The organism is Desertihabitans brevis (genome assembly GCF_003327535.1).
GTDB lineage: Bacteria > Actinomycetota > Actinomycetes > Propionibacteriales > Propionibacteriaceae > Desertihabitans > Desertihabitans brevis.
On record NZ_QOUI01000004.1, the window covers coordinates 12,799 to 37,334 of the forward strand.

The 24,536-nt window shown below is 72.7% G+C and carries 19 protein-coding genes; 11 read left to right on the top strand and 8 right to left on the bottom strand.

Annotated elements, in window-relative coordinates; translation table 11 throughout:
* Nucleotides 1-11: 11 nt before the first annotated feature.
* Complete coding sequence (locus DT076_RS07445; protein WP_114126282.1) at nt 12-998, bottom strand: DUF5937 family protein; 987 nt, start codon at nt 996-998, stop codon at nt 12-14.
* An 83-nt stretch (nt 999-1,081) separates the two neighbouring features.
* Here DT076_RS07445 and DT076_RS07450 point away from each other — a divergent pair, with 83 nt between their 5' ends.
* Together DT076_RS07450 and DT076_RS07455 are read left to right on the top strand one after the other, a co-directional pair.
* Nucleotides 1,082-1,432, top strand: a complete 351-nt coding sequence (locus tag DT076_RS07450) for a cupin domain-containing protein (RefSeq protein WP_114126048.1) — start codon at nt 1,082-1,084, stop codon at nt 1,430-1,432.
* Nucleotides 1,433-1,467: 35 nt separating this feature from the next.
* Nucleotides 1,468-1,830, top strand: coding sequence for a YciI family protein (locus DT076_RS07455; RefSeq protein ID WP_114126049.1), 363 nt, complete (start codon nt 1,468-1,470; stop codon nt 1,828-1,830).
* A 55-nt stretch (nt 1,831-1,885) separates the two neighbouring features.
* Here the strand turns inward: DT076_RS07455 and DT076_RS07460 are convergent, their stop codons facing one another.
* A complete protein-coding gene (locus tag DT076_RS07460; RefSeq protein WP_114126050.1) occupies nt 1,886-3,061 on the bottom strand; it encodes a zinc-dependent alcohol dehydrogenase in 1,176 nt (391 codons plus the stop codon).
* Nucleotides 3,058-3,534 (bottom strand): hypothetical protein, encoded by a 477-nt coding sequence (locus DT076_RS07465; protein WP_114126051.1) that lies wholly within the window; start codon nt 3,532-3,534, stop codon nt 3,058-3,060. The genes DT076_RS07460 and DT076_RS07465 overlap by 4 nt, the downstream gene beginning before the upstream one ends.
* Nucleotides 3,535-3,647: 113 nt before the next feature.
* On the opposite strand from DT076_RS07465, the gene DT076_RS07470 reads away from it, so the two are divergent.
* Complete coding sequence (locus DT076_RS07470; RefSeq protein WP_114126052.1) at nt 3,648-4,484, top strand: class I SAM-dependent methyltransferase; 837 nt, start codon at nt 3,648-3,650, stop codon at nt 4,482-4,484.
* On the opposite strand, the gene argE is transcribed toward DT076_RS07470, so the two are convergent.
* Nucleotides 4,481-5,653, bottom strand: coding sequence for an acetylornithine deacetylase (gene argE, locus DT076_RS07475; RefSeq protein WP_114126053.1), 1,173 nt, complete (start codon nt 5,651-5,653; stop codon nt 4,481-4,483). The two genes, DT076_RS07470 and argE, sit on opposite strands and share 4 nt — an antisense overlap.
* Before the next feature lie 463 nt (nt 5,654-6,116).
* Between argE and DT076_RS07480 the strand changes: the two genes are divergently transcribed.
* Together DT076_RS07480 and DT076_RS07485 are read left to right on the top strand one after the other, a co-directional pair.
* Nucleotides 6,117-13,145 (top strand): DUF7927 domain-containing protein, encoded by a 7,029-nt coding sequence (locus tag DT076_RS07480; RefSeq protein ID WP_114126054.1) that lies wholly within the window; start codon nt 6,117-6,119, stop codon nt 13,143-13,145.
* 208 nt (nt 13,146-13,353) lie between these two features.
* Nucleotides 13,354-13,518: an Lsr2 family DNA-binding protein gene (locus tag DT076_RS07485; protein WP_199539034.1), complete on the top strand. Its 165-nt coding sequence runs from the start codon at nt 13,354-13,356 to the stop codon at nt 13,516-13,518.
* 22 nt (nt 13,519-13,540) lie between these two features.
* On the opposite strand, the gene DT076_RS07490 is transcribed toward DT076_RS07485, so the two are convergent.
* Complete coding sequence (locus tag DT076_RS07490; protein WP_114126056.1) at nt 13,541-14,185, bottom strand: TetR/AcrR family transcriptional regulator; 645 nt, start codon at nt 14,183-14,185, stop codon at nt 13,541-13,543.
* Between the two features lie 66 nt (nt 14,186-14,251).
* Here DT076_RS07490 and DT076_RS07495 point away from each other — a divergent pair, with 66 nt between their 5' ends.
* Nucleotides 14,252-15,547, top strand: a complete 1,296-nt coding sequence (locus tag DT076_RS07495) for a glycosyltransferase (protein WP_114126057.1) — start codon at nt 14,252-14,254, stop codon at nt 15,545-15,547.
* A gap of 13 nt (nt 15,548-15,560) precedes the next feature.
* On the opposite strand, the gene DT076_RS07500 is transcribed toward DT076_RS07495, so the two are convergent.
* Both DT076_RS07500 and DT076_RS07505 read right to left on the bottom strand, forming a co-directional pair.
* Nucleotides 15,561-16,178, bottom strand: coding sequence for a DUF4232 domain-containing protein (locus tag DT076_RS07500; protein WP_147264097.1), 618 nt, complete (start codon nt 16,176-16,178; stop codon nt 15,561-15,563).
* Nucleotides 16,179-16,269: 91 nt separating this feature from the next.
* The gene (locus DT076_RS07505) at nt 16,270-17,766 is read right to left on the bottom strand and encodes a trypsin-like peptidase domain-containing protein (protein WP_147264098.1); all 1,497 of its coding nucleotides are present in this window, start codon (nt 17,764-17,766) and stop codon (nt 16,270-16,272) included.
* A gap of 97 nt (nt 17,767-17,863) precedes the next feature.
* Here DT076_RS07505 and DT076_RS07510 point away from each other — a divergent pair, with 97 nt between their 5' ends.
* From DT076_RS07510 to DT076_RS07530, 5 genes are all read left to right on the top strand, one after another.
* Nucleotides 17,864-19,222, top strand: coding sequence for a cryptochrome/photolyase family protein (locus DT076_RS07510; RefSeq protein ID WP_114126060.1), 1,359 nt, complete (start codon nt 17,864-17,866; stop codon nt 19,220-19,222).
* 264 nt (nt 19,223-19,486) lie between these two features.
* Nucleotides 19,487-20,470, top strand: a complete 984-nt coding sequence (locus tag DT076_RS20235) for a hypothetical protein (protein ID WP_114126061.1) — start codon at nt 19,487-19,489, stop codon at nt 20,468-20,470.
* 118 nt (nt 20,471-20,588) lie between these two features.
* Nucleotides 20,589-21,374 carry an aldo/keto reductase gene (locus DT076_RS07520; RefSeq protein WP_114126062.1) on the top strand — a complete coding sequence of 262 codons (786 nt, stop codon included), beginning with the start codon at nt 20,589-20,591 and terminating at the stop codon, nt 21,372-21,374.
* 39 nt (nt 21,375-21,413) lie between these two features.
* Nucleotides 21,414-21,764 (top strand): bifunctional 3-phenylpropionate/cinnamic acid dioxygenase ferredoxin subunit, encoded by a 351-nt coding sequence (locus DT076_RS07525; protein WP_114126063.1) that lies wholly within the window; start codon nt 21,414-21,416, stop codon nt 21,762-21,764.
* Between the two features lie 264 nt (nt 21,765-22,028).
* On the top strand, nt 22,029-22,970 hold the full coding sequence (locus DT076_RS07530) for an FAD-dependent oxidoreductase (protein WP_114126064.1): 942 nt from the start codon (nt 22,029-22,031) through the stop codon (nt 22,968-22,970).
* 9 nt (nt 22,971-22,979) lie between these two features.
* Here the strand turns inward: DT076_RS07530 and DT076_RS07535 are convergent, their stop codons facing one another.
* Complete coding sequence (locus DT076_RS07535; RefSeq protein ID WP_114126283.1) at nt 22,980-24,311, bottom strand: hemolysin family protein; 1,332 nt, start codon at nt 24,309-24,311, stop codon at nt 22,980-22,982.
* Nucleotides 24,312-24,536: the final 225 nt, after the last annotated feature.

A 24,536-nucleotide genomic window follows, 5' to 3' on the forward strand; every position in this document is an offset into this window, starting at 1 on the left:
CGCGAGCGGGTTCAGCCGATGCCGGCCAGCGCCTCGCCGAGCGGGGTCCGGGTGTGCAGGACGCGCCCACCGGTGCGCCGGCTGTCCACCAGGCCGGCGTCGCGCAGCACGGTGAGGTGGTGGGAGGCGGTGGAGACCGCCAGGTCGGTCAGCCGCGCGCACTCCGAGGTGGACAGCGGCTGCTGCAGCTCGAGCACCAGCTGCGCCCGCGCCGCCCCCAGCAGCGCGGTGAGCGCGGCCAGCGTGTCCGCGCCGCCACGGTGCCAGGTCTCCGACACCCCGTGCGCCGGGTAGAAGATCGTCGGCTGCGCGGGCTTCTCGGTGAGCACCGAGCAGCCCCGGGGGTCCATCATCACCGAGGGCACCAGCACCAGCCCGGTGCCGCCGCAGTCCACGACCTCCTCGTGGGCGCGCATCTCGACCTGCACCACCTCGTCGTCCCAGCTGACCGTCGTGTGCAGGGTGCTGGCCATCTCGCCCAGCCCCGCATCGCTCATCCGACGGGCGCGGACGGCGACGTCGGCACGCATGAGCCGGAGCAGCTGGGGCCAGACCGGCGCCAGCAGGGCGTCCCACACCTCCTGCCAGGCGGCGGCGATCCGGGTGCGGGTCCGGTCGGGGTCGGCGAGCAGCGTCCGCAGCTCGTCCTGGACCGCGCCGGTGGAGCGGAGCACCCGCTTGTGCAGGTCGATCTGGAGCCGCTCGGTCGGCACCTCCCGCAGCCGCGCCGCCTCCTCCTCCGGGCTCATGTCACCCGAGGGGGTGGCGGTGAGGAAGTCGGGCAGGTAGCCGTCGGCGCCGGAGACCACCGCCATCAGCCGGAACGCCCCGGCGGGCGGCTGCGCCAGCGTGCGGAACCAGCCCCAGTGCAGCGGCGCGGTCTGCGGCCGCAGCAGCACCCGGACCGCGTGCACCAGCTCGTGACCAGGGGAGATGCCGAACCGGACGGCCGAGATGTCGCTGGAGCCCAGCCGGAACTCGACCAGCTTTCGATGCACGTCGAAAGCGTAGTCAGCCCGGTGCCAGCGCGCGGAGGGTGGAGCCATCGGAGCACCCGGCTCCACCGGAAAGGAGAACTCCCATGACCAGCTCGCTCGCGATCCCCGCCGACGCCCTCCTCATCGGGCAGAGCCGCACCCTGCGGTTCGAGGGCCAGCCGTACGGCTCGACCGTCTCGTTCTTCCTCGTCACCTCCGACCCCGGTCAGGGCCCCGGTCTGCACCGTCACCCCTACGACGAGACCTGGAGCGTGCTGGAGGGCGAGGCCACCATCGTCGTCGGCGACCAGACCGTCGTCGCCCGGGCCGGTGACACCGCCGTCGCCCCCGCCGACGTCTGGCACCGCTTCACCAACACCGGCGTCGGGACGCTGCGGATCGTCTGCATCCACGCCAGCCCGGTGATGATCCAGGAGTGGGCCGACGAGGCCTGAGCCACCCCTTCCCACGACGAGAACGGAGCACGACCATGACCCAGTACTTCCTCACCATCCCGCACGACACCGCCGACGAGCCCACCATGGAGTCGATGCAGGAGATGGACCCTGCCGAGCTCGAGGCGCTGGCCGACGCCGTCGACGACTTCACCACCGCGCTGGAGGACGCCGGGGCGTTCGTCCACGCCGGCGGTCTGCAGCCGCCGTCGACCGCGGTCACCGTGGACGCCACCGGGCCGGAGGTGCAGCGGCTGCCGCAGCCCTTCGTCGAGGCCAGCGAGTACGTCGGCGGGTTCTGGATCATCGAGACCGCCGACCAGGAGACCGCGCTCGGTTGGGCCGAGCGGTGCTCGGCGGTGCTGCAGAGCCGGATCGAGGTCCGCGCGCTGCAGTGAGCCGCCGGTGCGCAGGGGGTGCGGGACGACCGCACCACCTGCGTGGTGCCCGGAGTCAGTCGTGGGGGCGGAAGACGGCGCGGACGCAACCGTCCTCCTTGTCCTTGAACATCTGGTAGCCCTTCGGCGCGTCCTCCAGCGACATCACGTGGGTGGCCAGATGGGCCGTCGTGAGGGTGCCCGCTGCCATCCGCTCCAGGATCTCGGGGATGTAGCGGTGCCCGTGCATCTGCGCCCCCCGCAGCGTCAGACCCTTGTTCATCACGGCGCCGAGGGGGAACTTGTCCACGACGGCGGCGAAGACGCCGAGGGTGAACACCGTGCCTCCCTTGCGGCAGGCGTGCACCGCCTCCCGGACCGCGCTCGGCCGGTCGGTCTGCAGCCGCAGCTGCTGCTTGACCTGGTCGTAGATCTGCATCGGTCCGGTGGTGTGGGCCTCCATCCCCACTGCCTCGATGCAGACGTCCGGGCCGCGTCCGCCGGTCAGCTCGCGCAGCTCGCCGCCGATGTCGGTCTCCTCGTAGTTGAGCGTCTCGGCCGAGACGTGCTGCTCGGCCTGCTGCAGCCGGTTGACCAGCCGGTCGATGACGACCACCCGCTCCGCACCGCGGGCCCAGGCGGCGGCCGCGGCCATCTGGCCCACCCCGCCGGCACCCCAGACCGCGACCGTGTCACCGGGACGTACCTCACCGAGGTCGGCGCCCGTCCAGCCGGTGGCGGCGGAGTCGGAGGCGAAGAGCGCGGTCATGTCGTCCACGCCGTCGGGCACCGGGAACGCACCGTGGTCGGCGTAGGGGACGCGGACGTACTGGGCGTGGCTGCCGGCGTGGCCGCCCATGGCGTGGGAGTAGCCGAAGCAGCCGCCGGGGGCGAAACCCCACAGCGCCTCGGTGATGGCGGGGTTGGGGTTGCCGTTGTCGCACAGCGAGAACAGCTGCTGGCGGCAGTACCAGCAGCGTCCGCAGGCGATGAAGGAGCAGACCACGACGCGGTCACCCACCTGGTGCCTGCGCACCTCGGAGCCGACCTCGACCACCTCGCCCATGAACTCGTGGCCCAGGATGTCCCCGGAGCGCATGAAGGGGATGTAGCCGCCGATCAGGTGCAGGTCCGACCCGCAGCTCGTGCCCAGCGTGACCTTGACGATGACGTCCTCGGCGTTGAGCAGCGTCGGGTCCTCCACGGTCTCCACCGAGAGCTTGTTGACCCCGGTCCAGCACAGTGCCCTCACAGCCGTCCCTCCTTGCGTCCGACCTCGGTGACCTTCTCCAGCAGCGCGCCGCCCGGCGTGGCGCTGCGCTCGCCGTGCGGGGCCGGGCTGACCCGGAGCACCTCGCCCACCTCGAGGAGCTGCTTGCTGCGCCGCAGTGCCGAGCGCAGCTGCTGGCGCGGGGACTCGCCCTCGACCCGCGAGGCGAGCCCGGCGTGCTCCTCCTTCGGGTCGCGGTAGCGGGCCGCGATCTCGGTGCCCTTGTCGCCCGGCGCGGGCCGCACCTCGACCTCGATCCGGTCGCCCAGCTCCGCCAGCGGCTCGGGCAGGCGACCGGCGGGAGCCACCTCGTCCTCCGGCAGCAGCACGGTGACCACCAGCCACCGCTCCCGCGAGGTCTCCGCCTGCGCGGAACCCCGCGCCCAGAGCCGGCGCACCAGCGCACCCGCCCCCACTCCCAGCGCGCCGACCACGACGCTCGTCCCCAGCCTCATCTGCCACCCCAACCCGTCGGTCCTGGCCTGGCCCGGCACGTACCCCGCGTGGCGGCGCCGAACCGGGATGAGGGCTGCTGACAAGGGCGCCGGACCGGAGCAGACTCACCCCCATGACGAGCGCGCAGCGGGTGTCCCTGCACGGTGAGCAGCTGACCATGCTCGGCACGCTGGCCGGCCGGGCGCTGGACGCCGGCCTGGACGAGCCCGTGCTGGGCGACCGCTGGGCCGCCGAGGCGCTGGCCCGCGTGGAGGCCGACGTCGACCGGCTCGGGGTCGACGCCGACCTGGCGCTGTCGATCGCGCTCCGGGCCCGCCTGGTCGACCGCTGGTGCCGGCCCTTCCTCGACGAGCACCCCGACGCGGTGGTGCTGCACCTGGGCTGCGGGCTGGACACCCGCTACCAGCGGCTGCAGCCCGGGCCGGACGTCGACTGGTACGAGGTGGACCAGCCCGACGTGATGGCCGTCCGCGCCTCGGTGCTCCCACCCGCCGGTGAGCGCCAGCACAGCATCGTCGCCGACGTCACCGGGCGGGAGTGGCTGGACGAGGTGCCCTACGGACGTCCGACCCTGGTGGTGGCCGAGGGGCTGACGATGTACCTGCGTCCCGAGACCGGCGCCGCGCTGCTCACCCGGCTGTCGGACCGCTTCGGCCGCCAGGGACCGGGCGGCGAGGCGGTCTTCGACACCTACTCCAGCCTCGGCATCCGGCTGCAGTGGCTCAACCGGGTGGTGCGCCGCAGCCGGGCGGTGCTCGGCTGGGGGATCGACGACCCGTACGCGCTGGAGGCGCTCGGGATGACCCTGCTGCAGGTGGCCGGGGTGGAGGACATGGTCACCGAGGACGTCCGCGACCGGCTGTCGCCGAAGATGCGCCGGCAGCTGAAGGTGGCGCTGGCCGTGCCCGCCTTCCGCACGATGGGACGGGTGCTGCGCTACCGGCTCTAGCCGTCCTCTGCCAGGGACGCGACGAGCCGGTCGAGGAAATGCTCGCACTCCTCGACCTGGCTCAGCTCGACGTACTCGTCGGCGGCGTGGGCCTGGGCGATGTCACCGGGGCCGCAGACCACCGTGGCGATCCCGGTGCCGGCGAACTGGCCGGCCTCGGTGCCGTAGGTGACCTTCCCCTCCGCCACCTCCAGCCCGAGGTCGCGGAGCATCGCGAGAGCGGGGGAGTCGGTGGGGGTGTCGAGCCCGGGCACCATCGCCGGGACGTCGACCTGGACGCGGGCGCCGGGCTGCTCGGCCTGCATCTGCTGCTCGACCTCGGCCGCCTCGGCCCGGAGCCGGTCGACCACCTGCTGCGGGTCGACCGCGTCGATGGTGCGGAACTCCAGCTCGACCCGGCAGCGGTCGGGGACGGTGTTGCCGGCGATCCCGCCGTGGACGATGTTGACGCTGGCGGTGCTGGCCGGCACCAGGTACGCCTCGTCGTGCGGGCCGTCGGCGCGCCAGCCGTCGGCGATCTGCCGGACGGCGCTGATGAAGCGGGCCGCGTGCTCGATGGCGTTGACGCCCTGCGGGGTCAGCGAGGAGTGCGCGGCGACGCCGGTGAAGGTGACGTGCACGGTGTTGACCGACTTGTGCCCGCGGACCACCCGCATCGAGGTGGGCTCGCCCACCACGCACACCCGCGGGGCCAGCCCGAGCTCGCCGATCGCCTCGACCATCGGCCAGCCGCCCAGGCAGCCGAGCTCCTCGTCGTAGCTGAAGGCCAGGTGCACCGGCTCGCGCAGCCGCGCCGAGGTGAGTTCGGGCAGGGCCGCCACGATGACGCCGAGGTAGCCCTTCATGTCGCAGGTGCCGCGGCCGTACAGACGTCCGTCGCGGACCTCCGGCGCGAACGGGTCGCTGGTCCACTCCTGGTCGTCGACCGGGACGACGTCGGTGTGCCCGCTCAGCACCACCCCGCCGGTGCGGCTGCCGTCCGCGGCGGGGATGGTGGCCAGCAGGTTGGCCTTCTGCCCCGTCGGGTCGGGCCGGATGTCGGGCTCGACGCCGTGGCGGCGCAGCTCCTCGGCGACCACCTCGATCAGCTCGAGGTTGGAGCCGCGGCTGGTGGTGTCGATGCGGACGAGACGCTCGATCCACTCGAGCGAGCGTGGGGTGTCGGTCACGGGGCGACCCTAGTCGCCGGCACGGACAGCCGCCCAGGCTCAGGTCGTCGGCAGGCGGCACCCGCGACCTCGTTCGTGACGCCCCGCTGCGCAGCCGCGACGTCACGAGGACCAGCTCCAGCTGGGGCGTCCTCGCCTGGGTTGTCTCAGTGGGCTCGAGCTCGGGCCGGCGTCGGGGCGCGCTCACGGTCGGTGGGCAGCAGGTTCGGGACGGGTGCGCACCGGGCCATCAGGGGGGCTAAGAGGGGGGCCAAGTTCACGCTTAGCCCTGCCGGGGCTCGCTCTGCAGGCGATATCCATGGCGCAGGTCCATCTCGGAAGAGATGGGCAGCGCAGTCGTCCGCTCCGGGTTCCACGTTCCGGACGGGGGCTGCGACCCCCCCTCTAGAGATCGGGTGACATGAGCAAGGAACTGACGGCGGCACCTACCGGATCGGTGAGCCGCTTCCGGAAGGCTGTTGGTGTGACCGCATCGATGGCGATGCTGGCCTCGATGCTGAGCGCAGTGGGGCTGATCGCGGCCCCGGCGCCCGTGGCGACCGCAGAACCGGGTGACACGGTCGACGTTCTCGCGGCCGGTGCGACCGACTACGCCGACTGGACCACGCCTGGCCCGAATGCCGTGTTCACCTTCTCCGACGGCACCACCGGCACCGTCGAGCTCGAGCCGACGGAGTGCGGCACCCCCGATGGAGGGTCACCGACCAACATCGGCGCAATCGGCAGCATGTCCGCAGGGGCGGCGCCGAACTTCCCCGGGGCCTGGTACACACCGGCCCTGCCGAATCCCGTGGAGATGCTCTCGGTCGGATCGAGCACGGTATGTCCCGACAACGCGGTGACGGGCACGATGACCATCACCTTCGACCAGCCCGTCACCGACCCCGTCTTCCACCTGTACAACCTGGATGCGGCGCAGTGGCGGTTCCAGGACGGCACGCTCACCAAGCTCTCGGGCAACGACGCCCTGGAGGTCGTCGGCTCGACAGCGAACGAGACCAACGTCCCTGCGAACGGCGCGGGTTGTAACGCCGATGACGACGCCCTCCCGCCCGCTGGTTGCGGCTCCGTCCAGCTCACCGGGACCTTCGACTCCATCTCCATCGACCTGACGGACATCGACGAGGCGACCAGCGGCGACGGCCACTCCTTCACCTTGTCCGTCCAGCCCGACCCGCCCGTCTGTGGTCCCGGCGGGACGCTGGTCCCGGTCGACCTGATTCAGAACCCGAGCTTCGAGAGCCGCACCGGCGACTTCCAGAACAGCTCAGCGGCGAGCACGATCGGCTTCGCCACCGGGTGGCAGGACAGCCACCCCACGGGCGGTCAGTACCACTACTTCTCACCGACGTTCGACTCCGGCCCGGGCGCAGCGGTGATGCCGCTGCGTGCTGGTGCCGAGGGCTACGGCTTCATGGGTGGGCACTCCATGGGTGGCGTGGGCGAGGGGGCGACGAACACCCTGCTCGCGCCGCTGGACCCGCTGTCGACCTACGTCGGCTACTACTCGATCGCCGCCGGCGGTTACAGCCGCCAGGGCGACGGCTACATGCAGTTCTTCGGCGTGAGCGATCCCGACGTGGGCTCCGTCCCCGGCACGAATGTGGTGGCTCCGACCCCGGCCAACTCCGAGCCCCTCTTCTCGACGCCCGTCACCGAGTTCCCCGGTGCGGGTGCCACCCCTGAGTGGGAGCGGGTCGAGTTCACGCTGAACGCCAGCCAGCCCTGGTCGTACCTGCGGGTGGAGGTGCGTAACGCCGATCCCGCAGCGGACGGCACCGTGGCTGGTCAGACGTGGGTCAACTTCGACGACTTCCACCTGTTCGAGTGCCAGTACGAGGTCGACTTCGGTGACGCGCCGGAGTCCTACGACACGCTCCTGGCCGACGACGGCGCCCGTCACAACATCGTGCCCGGACTGAGCCTCGGCACCGACGTCGACGGCGAGACCGACGGTCAGCCCGGAGCGGCGGCCGACGGCGACGGCGCCGACGAGGACGGTCTCGTCTCTCCCGACGAGCTGGCCTTCAGCGGGCCGACGGTCACAGTCGCGGCCACCAACGACACCGGTGAGCCGGCCACCCTGGCCGGCTGGGTCGACCTGGACGCCGACGGCACCTTCGAGGACTCCGAGCGGGTTCTCGTCCCGGTCCCGGCCGGCTCGGGCGCTGACACCTACACGCTGCAGTTCCCCCAGGTCGCCACCGGGTCCAGCGATTCGATGGCTCGCTTCCGGCTCTTCCCGGGTGACGTCACGGACCCCTCGCCCACCGGCCACGCGCTGGGCGGTGAGGTCGAGGACCACGCGGTGACCTTCGCCGAGCAGGCGATCTGGCAGTGCGAGCCGACGGGTCTGCTGTTCCAGAACCCGAACGCCACGCCGCCGCTGAACATCGTCAACGTCGACCTGGTCACCGGAGACACCCCGGCCCCGCAGATCGTGGAGGGTTGGACGGTCAACGGCGTCGGGTACAACGTCCAGGACGACTACATCTACGGCTGGGGCTCCCACCCCGACACGAGTCGCACCGGTCTGGTTCGGGTTGGCTCGGACGGCAGCGTGGTCTTCCTCGGCATGCCCACGGGCGATGCCGACGCGGTGGCCGCTTTCCCCGGTGGTGGGGCCGTGGGTGATGTGGATCCGAACAACCAGTACTGGTCCTACAACCCCAACAACGGGAACTGGTTCCAGGTCGATCTGGCCACCAACACGATCGTGGACTGGGGCAACGCCCCCACCCCGGGTCTGACCTCGGGTGTGGACTGGGCCTTCGTCCCGGGCACGAACAAGTTGTGGCGTCTGCCGGCCAACGCGGCCCTGGGCAGCACCTCCCTGATCGGTTTCGACATCACCACCCACACCTGGACCACCCCGGTGGACCTGGGTCCGGTGAGTGACAACGTCACCGGTGCGACGTTCGCGGACCCGAACGGCAACCTGTACGCCTCCTACAACAACACCGGTGAGATCTGGCGGGTCGACACCGAGACGAACACTGCGGCGCTGCTGGCTCCGGAGGGTCCGATCTCGGCCGGCAACGACGGGGCACGGTGCGCGAACGCGCCGCTGCCGATCGACTTCGGTGACGCGCCGGCCGGTTACGGCACGGAGCTGGTCGACGACGGTCCGCGGCACGGGGTGCCCGACTACGACGCGGCCACCGGGACGGCTCCGCTGATGCTGGGTTCCAGCATCGACATCGACCTCGACGGCGTGCCGACCCCGGACGCCGACGGGGACGACACGACCGGCGCGGACGACGAGGACGCGGTCAGCGGCCCGATCCAGATCTCGGCCAACGCGCCGGTGGTCTCGGTCTCGGCGACCAACGACACCGGTGCGGCGGCGACGCTGGCCGGGTGGGTCGACCTGGATGGTGACGGCTCCTTCGAGGAGTCCGAGCGGGTCACGGTCGAGGTGCCGGCGAACTCCGGCACCGCCGACTACACCCTGACCTTCCCGGCTGCGACCGCGACCTCGGGGGTCTTCGCCCGGTTCCGGTTGTTCCCGGGCACCGAGACCGACCGTTCCCCGCTGGGGAACGCCGGTGCCGGTGAGGTCGAGGACTACGCGGTGCTGGTGCGTTCGCTGGAGGTGGACAAGACCTTCGGTGCGACCGCCGAGACCCGCATCGGTGACACGGTCACCTACACGGTGACGGTGCACAACCCGAGTGAGGTCGCCTACACCGCTGAGGACCCGGCTCGGGTCCAGGACGACCTGTCCGGGGTGCTGGACGACGCGACCTACAACGACGACGAGACCGCCACCGGCGGGACCGTGTCCTACGCCGAGCCGCGGCTCACCTGGTTCGGTGCGCTGGGTCCGGATGAGACGGTGACGATCACCTACTCGGTCACTCTGACCGGGGCGGGGGACCAGTCGGTGGACAACACCGCCTTCCAGACGGTGTGCCCGGCCGATGAGCCCGACTGCGACCCGACCCCGCCGCAGGAGTGTGTGGACGGAGTGGACCCGGCCACCGGTCTGGCCTGCGACAGCGTGGAGTTCTTGCTGCCGAAGCTGGACATCACCAAGACCGCCGACCGGACCGAGCTGCCCGGTGTCGGGGAGACGGTGGGGTACACCGTGACGGCGACCAACTCCGGTGAGGCGCCGTTCACGGCGACCCGTCCGGCGGTGGTGCTGGATGATGTGTCGGCGGTGCTGGACGATGCCACCGGCCCGGACGGCCTGACTGCGGACCTGGGTGCGGCGCCGACCTTCTCCGACCCGCTGATCACGTGGGCCGGTGAGCTGGCCGTGGGCGAGACGGTGACGATCACCTACACGGTGACCTACACCGGTGCCGGTGACACCGAGCTGGTCAACGTGGCCTTCGGCCCGCAGTGCGGGGCCGATGACCCGAACTGCGACACCCCCCCGCCGACCCCGGCGTGCGACCCGGCCGATGAGAACGGGCTGGACCCGGAGACCGGGCTGCCCTGTGGTCGGGTGACCGTCCCCGGTGCGCTGCTGGAGGTCACCAAGACCGTCGACCCGGCCTCGGGCACCACGGTGAGCGCGGGGGAGGAGCTGACCTACACGATCACCTTCTCCAACGACGGCATCGCCGAGGCGGTCGTCGACGGCTGGACCGATGCGTTGACCAACGTGGTCGACGACGCGGAGGTGTCCGAGGGTCCGAGTGCCTCGGACGAGGACCTGACGGTCTCGGCGATCACCGATGACCGGTTCACCGTCACCGGCACGGTCCCGGCTGGCGAGTCCTCCACGGTGACCTACACCGTGGAGGTCCTGCCTGACGGTGAGCGCGGGAACAACGTCCTGGGCAACTTCGTCCTCCCGCCGGGGGTCGTCGACCCGCCGACGGAGTGCGAGGACGGCAACGGACTGTGCACCGAGAACCCCGTCGCTGAGATCGTGGACTCCAAGTCCGTGGCCCCGGAGTCCGGGACGACGGTGCTCTCCGGTCAGGAGGTCACCTACACCCTGACCTTCGCCAACATCGGTGAGGGCCCGGGCGCGGTCGACAGGGCCGACGACCTGACCCACGTGCTGGACGACGCGGATCTGGTCGGTGTCCCGGTGGCCTCTGATCCGGCGCTGTCGGTGTCGGAGCTGGTCGACGGCCGCTACACCATCACCGGTGAGCTGGCTCCGGACCAGACGGTCACGGTGACCTACACCGTGGTGGTGCGGGACGCCGACGAGATGGGAGACGCCACCCTGGCGAACTTCCTGGTCGACCCGACCGATCCGCCGATCGAGGAGCCGGTGTGCGAGGAGGGCGACGAGGACTGCACCAGCAACCCGGCGCCGAAGGTGCTGGACTCCAAGTCGGTGGACCCCGAGACCGGGACCGAGGTGGTCTCGGGTGAGGAGCTGACCTACACGCTCACCTTCACCAACGAGGGCACCGCCGCCGGTGCGGTGGATCGGGTCGACGACCTGACCCACCTGCTGGACGACGCCGACCTGGTCGAGGGCCCGACCGCCTCGGACGAGGCGCTGACGGTGTCCGACATCGTTGCCGGCCGGTTCACCGTCACCGGTGACCTGGCGGTCGACCAGACCGTCACGGTCACCTACACGGTGGTGGTGCGGGAGGCCGAGGACATGGGAGACGCCACCCTGGCGAACTTCCTGCTCGACCCGACCGATCCGACTCCTGAGGAACCGGTGTGTGAGGAGGGCAGCGAGGACTGCACGACCAACCCGGCGCCGAAGGTGCTGGACTCCAAGAGCGTGGCTCCGGAGACCGGGACCGAGGTGGAGCCGGGTCAGGAGCTGACCTACACGCTGACCTTCAGCAACGAGGGCAGCGCGGCCGGTGCGGTGGATCGGGTCGATGACCTGACCCACCTGCTGGATGACGCCAGCATCACCACCGAGCCGACAGCTTCGGATGAGTCGCTGACGGTCTCTGAGATCGTGGACGGACGGTTCGGTGTGACTGGTGAGCTGGCGGCCGGTCAGAGCGTCACGGTCGCCTACACGGCGACCATCGACGAGGCGGCGGAGCTGGGTGATGGGCAGGTGGCCAACTTCCTGCTCGATCCGGCAGATCCGACTCCTGAGGAGCCGGTGTGTGCGGAGGGCAGCGAGGACTGCACCTTCAACCCGATCCCGAACATCGTCGACTCCAAGTCGGTCGATCCGGAGACCGGGAGCGAGGTGGCTTCGGGTGAGGAGCTGACCTACACGCTGACCTTCGCCAACATCGGTCAGGCGCCGGCTGTGGTGGACCGGGTCGATGACCTGAGCCACCTGCTGGATGATGCCGAGCTGGTCGAGGGCCCGACGGCCTCCGATGAGGCTCTGTCGGTGGGCGAGGTCGTCGATGGTCGCTTCGCGGTCACCGGTGAGCTGGCTGCGGACCGGACCGTGACGGTCACCTACACGGTGGTGGTCAAGGACGCCGAGGCGATGGGTGATGGTGCGCTGGCGAACTTCCTGCTCGACCCGGCCGATCCGACTCCGGAGGAGCCGGCGTGTGCGGAGGGCAGCGAGGACTGCACCACCAACCCGGCGGCCAAGGTCGTCGACAGCAAGTCGGTGGATCCGGAGACGGGTGCCTCGGTGCAGGCCGGCAGCGAGCTGACCTACACGCTGACCTTCAGCAACGAGGGCAGCGCGGCGGGCGGCGTGGATCGGGTCGATGACCTGACCCACGTGCTCGACGACGCCGAGATCACCTCCGAGCCGGTGGCCTCCGATGACACCCTGTCGGTGTCGGAGCTGGCCGACGACCGCTACACCGTCACCGGTGAGCTGGCCGCTGGTCAGACCGTGACCGTGTCCTACACGGTGACGGTGCTGGATGCCGATGAGCAGGGGGACTCGCAGCTGGCGAACTTCCTGCTCGACCCGGAGGAGGAGCCCCCGTCCGAGCCGGTCTGCGAGGGCGAGGACTGCACCTTCAACCCCGTCTCCGACATCACGGTGTCGAAGTCGGTCGACCCGGCCACCGGGTCGGAGGTGCAGCAGGGTGACGAGCTGTCCTACACCCTGACCTTCACCAACACCGGCGCCGGTGAGGGTGTGGTGGACCACACCGACCACATGGCCGGTGTGCTCGACGACGCCGCGGTGACCGGGTTCCCGACGCCGTCGGAGGATGTGCTGACCGTCGCCGAGGGCGACGACCAGTACACCGTCCAGGGCACCCTGGCCGCTGACCAGACGGTGACGGTCAGCTACACCGTCCAGGTGCGGGACTGGGACGAGCAGGGAGACCACCGGCTGGTCAACTTCGTCACCCCGACCGGTCAGGAGTCCCCGGCCGATGCCGAGTGCGTCGAGGGCAGCCAGCTCTGCACCGAGAACCCGGTCCAGGAGCCTGGCGCTCCTGCTCCGGACCCTGACCAGCCGCCGGCCCAGTCTCCGGAAGGCGGGCAGCTGCCCGACACCGGTGCGCCGTCGGCGATGGTCGCGGCCCTGCTGGCCGGGCTGGTGCTGGTGCTGATCGGCAGCGGGGTGCTGGTGGCCCGCCGTCGCCGGCTCCTCGGGCTCCGGCTGGGCGAGTGATCGGCTGAGCGAAGGCGACCCGCGGGTCCGCACCCCTGAGGCACCGCGCACCTCGTGCGCGGTGCCTCAGGAGCACCATCAGCGTCGCGCCGGGAGGTTCTCGACGCTCCGCAGCTGAGCGGCACCCATCCCGGTGACGGCGAGGAGGGCGTGGGCGTGACACGGGGGAGGCTCCATCATGGTCGGGTGACGGGTCGAGAAGCCGCTGGTGGACGGCCTCAGCACCGGCCATGACGACAGCAGTGGCCCCGTCCCCCGTCAGCCCGCCGCCGTGGCGCGGGACTGGGCCAGGGCCAACGGCTACCCGGTCCGCGACCAGGGACGGCTCTCGGTGCAGGTCGAGGCGGCCTACCGCGCCGCCCACGGGGGATGACCCGGAGTCGGCGCGACGGGTCTCAGTCCGGCTCGCCGCCGCCCCGGGCGGCCGCCGCCGTGACCGAGCGGAGCAGCCACGCCGTGTAGGCCTCCCGCGTCCACCCGGACTGGACCACCAGCTGCTGCCAGGCCTCGGGGGAGCCGAGGAACGACAGCTCGGCCGCCACCGAGTCGGGCGCGTCGGGAGAGGCGATCCCGCGCCGGCGCAGCTCGTCCAGCAGCCGGAGGAGGTCGGCGTGGCGGCGCTGCAGGATCTGCTCGAGCGCGTCGGCGACCAGCGGGTCGGACAGCGCCGCGGCCAGGACGACCGTCCACAGCGCGTGGCCCCGCTCGTTGGCCGTGGCCAGGATCTCGACGACCGCCGGGAGGAACTGCTCGTCCGGCACCTCCAGCACGCCAGCCCCGACCTCGGTGTCGACGAGGGAGGTGCGGCCCTCGCTGCCGGCGAAGGTGGTCTCGAAGGCGGCCAGCAGCAGCGCGGCCTTCGAGCCCTGACCCTTGACCGTCTCCGTCGACACCCCGGCGGTACGGGCGATGGCGGCCAGCGTGGTGCTCTGGTAGCCGGTCCGGGCGAAGAGCTCCGCGGCCGCGCGCACCACCCTTCGGCGGGTCTCCTCCGCCTGCTGGGCGCGCAGCTCGGACCGGTACACACGACGTTCCGCCATACTTATTGACTACCTCCACGGTGTACTCAATACTTTGTTGCGGTATTCATCTTAGGGGGAGTTGCGATGTCCACGTTCCTGATCTGCTGCACACCGGCCCACGGCCACGTCCTGCCGCTGGTGGCGGTCGCCCGCCACCTCGAGGCGTCCGGGCACCGGGTGCTCGTCCTCACCAGCGAGCGGTACCGGGCCCGGGTGGAGGCCGCCGGCGCCCGGCTCGTCCCGCTGCCCGCCGACGCCGACGTCGACCTGGACCGGGCGGCCGACCTGCCCGGACGGGCCGGCCTCCGCGGCCCGGCGGCGATGAGGTTCGACCTGCGTCAGCTCTTCCTGCGCCCGGCGCCGGCCCAGCTGGCGGCCGTGGAGGCGGTGCCGGCGACCGAGTCGGTGGACGCCGTCCTCACCGAACCGCTGTTCGTGGGGGCGGCGATGCTCACCGCCCGGCCGCGGGCGACCCGTCCGCCGGTGGTGGCGCTGGGCATCTTCCCGCTCGGGGCGATGAGCCGGGACGCCGCACCGTTCGGCCTCGGGCTGACGCCGGTGCCGGGCCCGCTGGGCCGGGTGCGCAACGTGGTGCTCAACGTGGTGGCGTCCCGGGTGGTGTTCGGGTCGGTGCAGCGCGAGGCCGAGGCGTTGTTCCGCTCGACGGCGGGCGCCCCGCTGCGCCGCTTCCTGATGGACTGGACCACCACGGCCGACGCGCTGGTGCAGTTCACGGTGCCGGGTTTCGAGTACCCCCGCAGCGACCTGCCGGCGAGCGTCCACTTCGTGGGGCCGCTCCCGCCGGCCGTCTCGGAGGTCGCCGTGCCGGCCTGGTGGCCTGAGCTGGAGGGCGGACGTCCGGTGGTGCACGTCACCCAGGGCACCATCGCCAACAGCGATCCCGAGCAGCTCATCCTGCCGACGGTGCGGGCGCTCGCGGGCCGCGACGTGCTGGTCGTCGTCTCGACCGGCGGCCGGCCCGTCGGGCTGCTCGGCGACGACCTGCCCGCCAACGTCCGGGTCGCGGAGTACCTGCCCTACGACCGGCTGCTGCCGCTGGTCGACGTGATGGTCACCAACGGGGGCTACGGTGGGGTCCAGCAGGCGCTCGCGCACGGCGTCCCGCTCGTGGTCGCCGGGCAGACCGAGGACAAGCTCGAGGTGACCGCGCGCGTCGGGTGGTCGGGTGCGGGGATCAACCTGCGCACCGACCGGGCCGCGGACGCCGACGTCGCGGCGGCGGTCGACACCGTGCTGCGCGACCCCTCCTACCGCACCGCGGCGGCGCGGATCGGGGCCGAGATCGCACGTGCCCCCGGGCTGGCCGGGCTGGACGCCGTGCTGGCCGGGCTCGGTGGGTCGGTGGCGGTCAGCGCCTGAGCGATCAGGCCGGTCACTGCTGGACGGCCTCGGCGACGGTCGGTGCCCAGTCGTGCACCTCGATGGTGCTGGCGTCGTCGAGGTCGAGCTGGTCGCGGAGGGTGAGCGTGACCGGCGGCTGCGTCGGCGCGATGACCACCAGCTCGTGCCCGGCGTCGGGGGAGGACGGGGTCGCCGCCGCGAGCCAGTGCAGCTGCAGGTAGGCCGAGGCGTCCGGCGCCAGGGTGTACGGGGTGGGTGGCGAGAAGGGGTCGGACGTCGCGGTCGGGTCGAGCAGCCCGCCGGTGCCGTCGCGGACGACGAGGCTCGGCGCCCCGTCGAGCACGAGCGGCTGCTCGGTGCAGTTGGTGACGCCGAGGACGAGGTGGCGGTGCCCGAGCGCGGGCTCGATCCGGCTGCTGGCGAGCACCGGCTCGGTGCTGCCGGAGCACCCGCCGCCCAGCGGCGGAGGCGGCGTGGCATCGCGGGTCGGGCCGCTCGGCGGGCGGTCGGGGTCCGGGGCGGGGGCCGTCGGGGGAGCGGGGATCCGGCTGGGTGCCTGGTTCTGCGGGACGGCCTGCAGCGTCGTCGCCTGGCAGGCCGACAGCGCGGCCGCGACCGCGACGACGGCGGCCACGGCTGCTCGGTGCACGGCGCCATCATGGACGGTGCGGCCAAGCCGGTGCGGCCCCTGTCGGAGCCGCCCACACATCGCGCAGCCGGTGCGGCCGGGTCCCCGCGGCTCAGGACGCGGCCAGCGTCGCCTGGGTGGTCTGCTCCTGGCCGTCGCGCAGGTAGGTGATGGTCACCGTGGTCCCGGGCGCGTGGAACCGGATGGCGGCGATCAGCGCGTCGGCCGTCCCGGTGGGCACGTCGTCCACGGCGGTGACCACGTCGCCGGCCTCCAGACCCGCCTGCTCGGCCGGGCTGCCCGGGTTGACCGAGCGCAGCTGGGCGCCGGGCCCGTCGGAGCCCTGGGAGCCGTCCACGCCGACGGTGACGCCCAGCGTGGTGTCGTCGGCGCTGCCGTCGGCGATCAGCTCGTCGGCGATCCGGCTGGCGACGTCGGACGGGATGGCGAAGCCGATGCCGATGCTGCCCGCCTGCTCGCCCTGCTCGGCCGTGCTGGCGATCGAGGAGTTGATGCCGATCACCCGGCCCTCCAGGTCGACCAGGGGCCCGCCGGAGTTGCCCGGGTTGATCGCGGCGTCGGTCTGCACGGCCTGGTAGACCGCCTCACCGCTCGGCCCCGAGCGCACCGGACGGGCCAGCGTCGAGACCACGCCGCTGGTGACGGTCTTGCTCAGCCCCAGCGGCGCACCGACCGCCACCACCGTCTGGCCGACGGTGACGGTGTCGGAGGGGGCGAAGGTCGCCGGGGTGAGCGAGGCCGGGTCCACCTCGCCACCCTCGATCCGGATGACGGCCAGGTCGTTGGCGGCGGACTCGCCCACCAGCCGGGCGGTGGCGGTGCGGCCGTCCTCGAGCACGACCTGGATCCGGGTGCTCCCGCCGGAGGAGGCCACCACGTGCTGGTTGGTGAGGATGTGGCCCTGCCGGTCGACGATGATGCCGGTGCCGACCCCGCTGCCACCGGCGCTCTGCACCTGGATGGTCACCGTGCTGGGCGAGATCACCTGGGCCGCCGCGGCCACCGTGCCGTCCACCTGGGCGCTCACCGGGGCGTTGCCGCCGGCCACCTGGACCGCGCTGGGGACGGCGTCGTCGTCGAGCAGCGCGTAGCCGCCGACGCCGGCGGTGCCGCCGACCAGCGCGGCCACCGCGGCGACCACGGCCACCAGCCGCATCGAGCCCGGGCGGCGCTGGGAGGCCGCGGCGGGCGCCGGCGCGCCGTACGCTCCGGCGGGACCCGCGCTCGGGGTGCCGAAGGGGGCGCTGCCCGGGGCGGGCCCGAATGAGGGCGCACCGTCGGGGCGCTGCTGGGCGCCGGCCCAGTGCGGGGTCGGTGCGGTGCCGAAGGGCCCGCTCGGCCCGGTCGGGCCCGCGTGCGCCGCGGACACCGACGCCGCCGACGGGACGTGCTGGGGCGACGGGGCGTGCTGGGGCGACGGGGCGTGCTGGGCGGACGATGGCTCTGCCGACGGCGCCGACGGGGCGGACTGCCCGGGCTGCGCCGACCCGGACCGACCGGAGGAACCGACGGGCGCGGTGAACAGCGGCGGCGCGTCGTCCGACGGGCCCGGCTGGGGGTGCTGCGGGTTCTGCGCGGAGGAGGTCATGACCACAGCACACGCGCGCATCCTGTGCGTCTGCTGTGCCCGGCCTGATCCGGTGCTACGAGATCGGCCGCGGTACCCGCGGCGTAGGTTCGCAGCCGTGAGCACCTCGCTGATGTGGTTCCGCCGCGACCTGCGCCTGTCCGACCACCCGGCGCTCTCGGCGGCCGCCGGCTCGGGCACGGTGCTGCCCGTCTTCGTGCTCGACCCGCGGCTGCTGGCCACCGCCGGCCCGGTCCGCACCTCCTGCCTGCTGCAGGCGCTGGACGCCCTGCGTCGCGCCACCGACGGCGCGCTCGTCATCCGCACCGGTGATCCCGCCACGGTGCTGCCCGACCTGGTCGCCGCGGTCGGTGCGGAGGCGGTCCACGTCACCGCGGAGACCACCCCGTTCGGACGCCGCCGCGACCGCGCCGTCGAGGCCGCCCTCGACGTCCCGCTGGTCGGCACCGGCAGCCCGTACGCCGTCACCCCGGGCCGTCTCCGCAACGCCGAGGGCGCGCCGTTCCAGGTGTACAGCCCGTTCGCCCGGGCCTGGCGGGAGCACGGCTGGCGTCCGCCGGCGCCGACACCGCGGGTGCGCTGGAGCCGCCGCGTCGACAGCGAGGAGCTGCCGCCCAGCCCCCTCGCCGGCGCCGAGGACGCACCCGAGCTGCCGGTCTGCAGCGAGCAGGCGGCGCAGGAGCGGCTGCGGGCGTTCCTCGACGACGGACTGGTCGACTACGCCGAGCACCGCGACCGTCCCGACCTCGACCGGACGTCGGAGCTGTCGATGCACCTCAAGTACGGCACCGTGCACCCGCGCACCGTCCTCGACGGGCTGACCGGCATCGACGCCCGCAGCAGGGCGGCCGAGGGGGCGCAGAAGTTCGGCGGCGAGCTGGCCTGGCGTGAGTTCTACGCCGACGTGCTCTGGCACCACCCTCGCTCGGCCTGGCAGGACCTCCGCCCGACACTGCGGGGCATGCGCTACGACGAGCCGGGCGCGACCTTCGACGCCTGGCGCGCGGGCCGCACCGGGTTCCCGCTGGTGGACGCCGGCATGCGCCAGCTGGCCGCCGTCGGGTGGATGCACAACCGGGTGCGGATGGTCACCGCCAGCTTCCTCACCAAGGACCTGCACGTCTGGTGGCCGCACGGCGCCCGGCACTTCATGGCCCACCTGCGCGACGGCGACCTCGCCTCCAACAACCACAACTGGCAGTGGGTCGCCGGCACCGGCACCGACCCGGCGCCCTACTTCCGCATCTTCAACCCCGTCACCCAGGCCCGCCGGTACGACCCCGAGGGCGACTACGTCCGGCGGTGGGTGCCGGAGCTGCGCCACCTGGAGGGTGCGGCGGTGCACGAGCCCTGGAAGACGGCCGAGGGCACCGCCTCCGGCTACCCCGCACCCGTGGTGGAGCACGCCGTCGAGCGGGCCGAGGCGCTGGTCCGCTACGAGGCCGTCCGCGGCTGACCCGCCCCGCCGCCGCGCCGGCGTCAGGTGAACCGCGCCTTGCGCGCGGTTACGCGTCGACGACGTGCAGTCGGACTCTCGCGCACGAATACAAAGAGTCGGCTGAGAGGCATTGACCCCCAGCCGTCTAGACCCATACGTTCCTGGAACGTGGGCATCACCCCCCACACGTCGTCAGGTGGAGAGCTGTCGGGGTCCATGGCTCGAGCCGCGAAGAACTTCTCGACGTGGCGGCACGTCCCTGTCCCAATGCATGGAGGAAGCATGAAGAAGAAGTTGTTCGCCCTCGCGGCGACGGCCGGCATCGTGGCTGGTTCCAGCTTGATCTGGGCTGCCCCCGCGAGCGCCGACATCGTCAGCCGGTGCGTCGGCGAGGCCGGTGCCGTCACCGTCCCGGGTGACCTCGTCATCCCCGCCGGCAAGGCCTGCACGCTGACCGGCACCACCATCCAGGGCGACGTGCGCGTGGCCCGCGGTGCCGACCTGGTCGCCACCGACATCACCGTCGAGGGTGACGTCATCGGCCAGGAGAACAGCTACGCCGAGCTGACCGACTCCGAGGTCACCGGCCAGCTGAACCTGCGGACCGCCTTCGGCACCTACCTCGACGGCACCGAGATCGGTGGCAACCTGGTCACCCGCGGCACCGACGAGATCGCCGGTGGCTCCGTGCTCACCGCCGACACCACCGTCGGTGGCAACGTGGTCTCCAACGGCGGCGAGGTGCTGCTCGAGACCTCCGACGTGGCCGGCAACGTGAACTCCAACGGCTCCTACTACACCGACCTGTACGAGACCTGGGTCGACGGCACCGTCACCGTCCGTGGCAACGAGCTCGGCAGCATCAACTGCGCCGTGGTCGTCCAGGGTCGTGCGCTGTTCGCCGACAACGCCGGTCCGGTCCAGCTCGGCAGCGACGGCCCGGAGACCTCCTGCGAGGGCACCAGCTACTGGGGCGCCAACGTCACCGCCAGCGGCAACACCGGCGGCGTGACCGTGGACAACAACATCGTCAACGGCAACGTGGCCCTCAACGGCAACGACCCCGTCGCCACCGTCGGTGAGAACAACGTCGTCCGCGGCCAGGTGCGGGGCGACTTCGAGGAGTCCGCTCCCGCGACCGCCGCCCGCCGCATGGCTGTCGCCGAGGCCCCCCAGACCCGGGCCGACGCGCTGCAGAAGAAGTTCGAGGAGCGCACCGGTTCGGCCGAGGCCGAGGCCGAGAAGGCCGGCGCCGCCAAGCTCTGAACCCTTCACGCCTGACCGCGCAGGCCCGGACGTCACCGACGTCCGGGCCTGCGCGCGTCTGCGGCCACTCCCCGGGCTGGGTGACGGCCGTGGCGACCCATCGGGTTGACTGGGCCCCATGACGAGCAGCTCCTACGCCGAACCGGCGGTCGACCTCGACGGGCACCGCATGCCGCTGCTGGGTTTCGGCACCTGGCAGATCAGCGACGCCGACGCCGCCGAGGTGACCGGTACCGCCCTCGAGCTCGGCTACCGCCACATCGACACCGCGACCGGCTACGGCAACGAGGCCGGCATCGGCCGGGCCCTGGCCGCCTCCGTGCTGGCCCGCGACGAGGTCTTCGTCACCACCAAGCTGCCGCCGGAGAACGCCGGCCGGGAGCGCCAGACCATCGAGGAGAGCCTGTCCAAGCTCGGCCTGGACTCCGTCGACCTCTGGCTCGTGCACTGGCCGCCGAACAAGGAGGCCTCGCCGGAGGTGTGGGCCGAGGTGGTCCGCGCCCAGTCCGACGGCCTGACCACCCGGATCGGGGTGAGCAACTACTCGCTGGAGCAGATCGACGAGCTGACCCGCGCCACCGGCGTCACGCCCTCGGTCAACCAGATCCGCTGGAGCCCGTCGATCTACGACGCCGCCACCGTCGCCGGTCTGTCCGAGCGCGGTGTCGTCCTCGAGGGCTACAGCCCGTTCAAGGCCTCCGACCTCGACGACCCGACCCTGCGTGAGGTCGCCGAGGCCCACGACGCGACGCCCGCGCAGATCGTCGTGGCCTGGCACATCGCCCACCAGTTCGTGGTCATCCCCAAGTCCTCCCGTCGCGAGCGGATCGAGTCCAACGCCGCTGGCGCGCGGATCGAGCTCACCCCGGAGGAGGTCAGCCGCATCGATGGCCTCGCCAGCTGACCCCCGCACCCCGAACGGCGCCCACCCGGAGGAGGTGCCGTGAGCGACGGCATCAAGGTGGCCACGGTGGACGAGCTGGCCCCGGCCGAGGCCAAGGTGGTCGACGCCGCCGTCGTCGGCACCGGTGACGACATCGCGCTGTTCCGCGACGAGGACGGCACCTTCTACGCCCTCGACGACACCTGCTCCCACCAGGAGGCCTCGCTGGCCGAGGGCTGGATCGAGGACTGCACGGTGGAGTGCCCCCTGCACGCCGCCCGGTTCTCCTTCACCACCGGTCGGCCGCTCAGCCTGCCCGCCACCCAGCCCGTGCGGACCCACCGCGTCGAGGTGCGCGGCGAGGACGTCTACCTCTTCCCCGGCGAGCCGGCCGAGGCGCCCGCCCCGTGAGCGACCGGCTGGTCGTCGTCGGCTCCGGGCTGGCGGCGGTCGGGCTGGTCACCGCCCTGCGGGCCGGCGGCTCGACCGCCGAGATCACCGTCCTGGAGGCCGCCGCGCACCCGGGCGAGGACCGTCCGCCGCTGAGCAAGGGCTACCTCGCCGACCCCGCCACCCCGGTCGACCTGCAGCCCGCTGGGTGGTGGGAGGCCCACGGCGTGCGGCGCCGCCACGGCGTCCCGGTGGTCGGCGTGGCGCGAGGGCGACGGGTTCGTCGTGGACGACGCCGACGGCCGACGCCAGCCCGCGGACACGGTCGTGCTGGCCACCGGCGGGACGCCGGCGCTGCCCCCGGTGCCCGGTGTCGAGCACGCCCGCACCCTGCGCACCCGCGCGGACGCCGACCGCCTGCGGGCCGACCTCGGGCCGGGCCGCCGGCTGGTCGTCGTCGGCGCCGGGCTGGTGGGCTCCGAGGTCGCCGCCACCGCGACCCGGCTGGGCACGGCGGTCACCCTGGTCGACCCGGTGGTGCCGCTGGTCGACGTGCTCGGCTGGGACCTCGCGGTCTGGTTGCACCTGCGGCACCGTGAGCGCGGGGTGACGATGGTGGCCGACCTCGTCCGCTCGATCACCCCAGCCGCGAGCGGGACCGGGACCAGCCTCGCGGTCGAGGTCGAGGGGGCGGTGCTGCCGGCCGATGTGGTGCTCGTCGCCACCGGTCTGGCCCCGGTGCTGCCGGCGCACCTCGACCCGGCGCCCGAGCTGGCGCCGGACGGTGCGGTGCTGGTCGACGAGCTCGGCCGCACCAGCGTGCCCGGGCTGCTGGCGGTCGGTGACTGCTCCGCACCGCGGGCTCTCGGTCGCTCGGCCGGGCACTGGGAGGCGGCCCGGCTCGACGGCGAGGCCGCCGCGGCCGGTCTGCTGGGCGGCAGCCCGCCGGCCCGCGGCCCGTCCTGGTTCTGGTCCGACCGTCACGGCCACCACCTGGAGGTGCTCGGCACCATGGCCGACGCCGAGCAGCAGGTCGTGCGCGGCACCCTCGGCGAGCCGCCCTTCGCCGTCCTCGGGCTGCGCGGCGGTCGGCTCGTCGCCGCCGCCAGCGTCGACGACCCCGCCACCGTCAAGGCCGCCCGCCGGCTGGCCGGCCGCGGCGTCGAGCTGGACGCCGCCGCCCTGGCCGACCCGTCGGTGCCGCTGCGCTCGCTGCTGCGACGCTGAGCGCCGCCCTCAGGCGTCGACGGTGGTCTTCTGCAGCTCCACGGTGGTGATCCGGCTGCCCTCGACCGTGACGACCTCCAGCTGGTAGCGGATGTCGGCGGACTCGTCGTCGGCCCGGTCGGCGGTGTCGTCGGCCGCGATCGGCACCACGTCACCGGTCGCGGCGAGCCGGCCCAGCCGCCACAGCATCCAGCCGGCGACCGTCTCGTAGGGGCCCTCGGCCAGGGTGACGCCGGTGCGGTCGGCGAAGTCCTCCAGGGTCGTGCGGCCGTCGAAGGTCCGCGAGTCGTGCAGCTGCATCTCCTCGCGGTGCTCGGCGCTGTCCCGCTCGTCCCAGATCTCGCCGACCAGCTCCTCGAGCAGGTCCTCCAGCGTGGCCAGGCCGTCGGTGCCGCCGTACTCGTCGATGACCATCGCCAGGTGCTGGCCCGAGCTGCGCATGTGGTTGAGCGCCGGCACCAGCGTCGCCGTGCCGGGCAGCTCGAGCACCGGCCGGACGACCTCGGCGATACCGGCCTCGGGACCGGCGGTCGCGGCGGCCTCGTAGAGGTCGCGGATGTGCACGAAGCCGACGACGTCGTCGATCGTCTCGTGGAAGACGGGGTAGCGCGAGTGCGGCTGCTGGCGGACGAAGGCGACCGCCTCGGCCAGGGTCATGTCGTCGCGCAGCGCGACCACGTCGCGGCGGTGGCGCATCACCTCGCGCAGCAGCGTGTCGGAGGCCTGGAAGACGTCCTCGACCATGTCGCGCTCGGCCCGGTCGAAGCCCTCGTGGCTGGTGACCAGGTCGCGCACCTCCTCGTCGCTCATCGCCGAGCCGTCGTCGTCGGGGTTGACGCCGATCAGCCGCAGGATCGCGGCGGAGGAGGCGTCGACGATCCAGATGAGCGGCTTCATCAGCACGGCGAAGCGGCTGAGCGGCGGGCCGACCACCGTGGCGACGGCGGCGTTGCGGGAGAGCGCGATCCGCTTGGGCACCAGCTCGCCCAGCACCAGCGACAGGTAGGAGACGAGGGCCGTCATCACGACGAGCGCGACGGTGGTGGCGACGCCCTCGGGCAGCCCCAGGCTGACGAAGAGCGGGGCGATGCTCGGGGCGATCGTCGAGGCGCCGAAGGCGGAGGAGAAGAAGCCGGCGAAGGTGACGCCGATCTGCACCGCGGAGAGGAAGGTGCCGGAGTCCTTGGCCAGGGCGGCGACCTTGCGGCCCGCCTTCGAGGTGCGCTCCAGGCGCCGGATCTGGCCCTCGCGCAGGGAGACCAGCGCCATCTCGGTCGCTGCGAACACGCCGCCGATCAGGACGAACAGCAGCACCATGAGGGAGTTGAGCAGGACGTCCATCACGCACCAGCTCCGGTCGGGGCCGGGGAGGGGCGTCCGGCGGCGGAGCGCCGGGAGGAGAGGCGTCGCAGCGGGAGGCTGCGACGCCCGGGACTGTCACTCGGGTCGGTGTCCATGGCCCCGGAGTGTAGTGAGGACGGCCACGACGCCGTCCCGCCGCGTACCGCGACCCCTACCGGTGGGCGTGGCGGGCGGCCATGCTGGGTGCCGGCGTGCAGGCCCCCG

What these genes read in the sequence shown, in the direction of transcription:
- DT076_RS07465 (WP_114126051.1), bottom strand. Translation starts at nt 3,534, where the DNA reads ATGAGGCTGGGGACGAGCGTCGTGGTCGGCGCGCTGGGAGTGGGGGCG.
- DT076_RS07495 (WP_114126057.1), top strand. Translation starts at nt 14,252, where the DNA reads ATGTCCACGTTCCTGATCTGCTGCACACCGGCCCACGGCCACGTCCTG.
- DT076_RS07505 (WP_147264098.1), bottom strand. Translation starts at nt 17,766, where the DNA reads ATGACCTCCTCCGCGCAGAACCCGCAGCACCCCCAGCCGGGCCCGTCG.
- DT076_RS07490 (WP_114126056.1), bottom strand. Translation starts at nt 14,185, where the DNA reads ATGGCGGAACGTCGTGTGTACCGGTCCGAGCTGCGCGCCCAGCAGGCG.
- DT076_RS07520 (WP_114126062.1), top strand. Translation starts at nt 20,589, where the DNA reads ATGACGAGCAGCTCCTACGCCGAACCGGCGGTCGACCTCGACGGGCAC.
- DT076_RS07450 (WP_114126048.1), top strand. Translation starts at nt 1,082, where the DNA reads ATGACCAGCTCGCTCGCGATCCCCGCCGACGCCCTCCTCATCGGGCAG.
- DT076_RS07535 (WP_114126283.1), bottom strand. Translation starts at nt 24,311, where the DNA reads ATGGACGTCCTGCTCAACTCCCTCATGGTGCTGCTGTTCGTCCTGATC.
- DT076_RS07455 (WP_114126049.1), top strand. Translation starts at nt 1,468, where the DNA reads ATGACCCAGTACTTCCTCACCATCCCGCACGACACCGCCGACGAGCCC.
- DT076_RS20235 (WP_114126061.1), top strand. Translation starts at nt 19,487, where the DNA reads ATGAAGAAGAAGTTGTTCGCCCTCGCGGCGACGGCCGGCATCGTGGCT.
- DT076_RS07470 (WP_114126052.1), top strand. Translation starts at nt 3,648, where the DNA reads ATGACGAGCGCGCAGCGGGTGTCCCTGCACGGTGAGCAGCTGACCATG.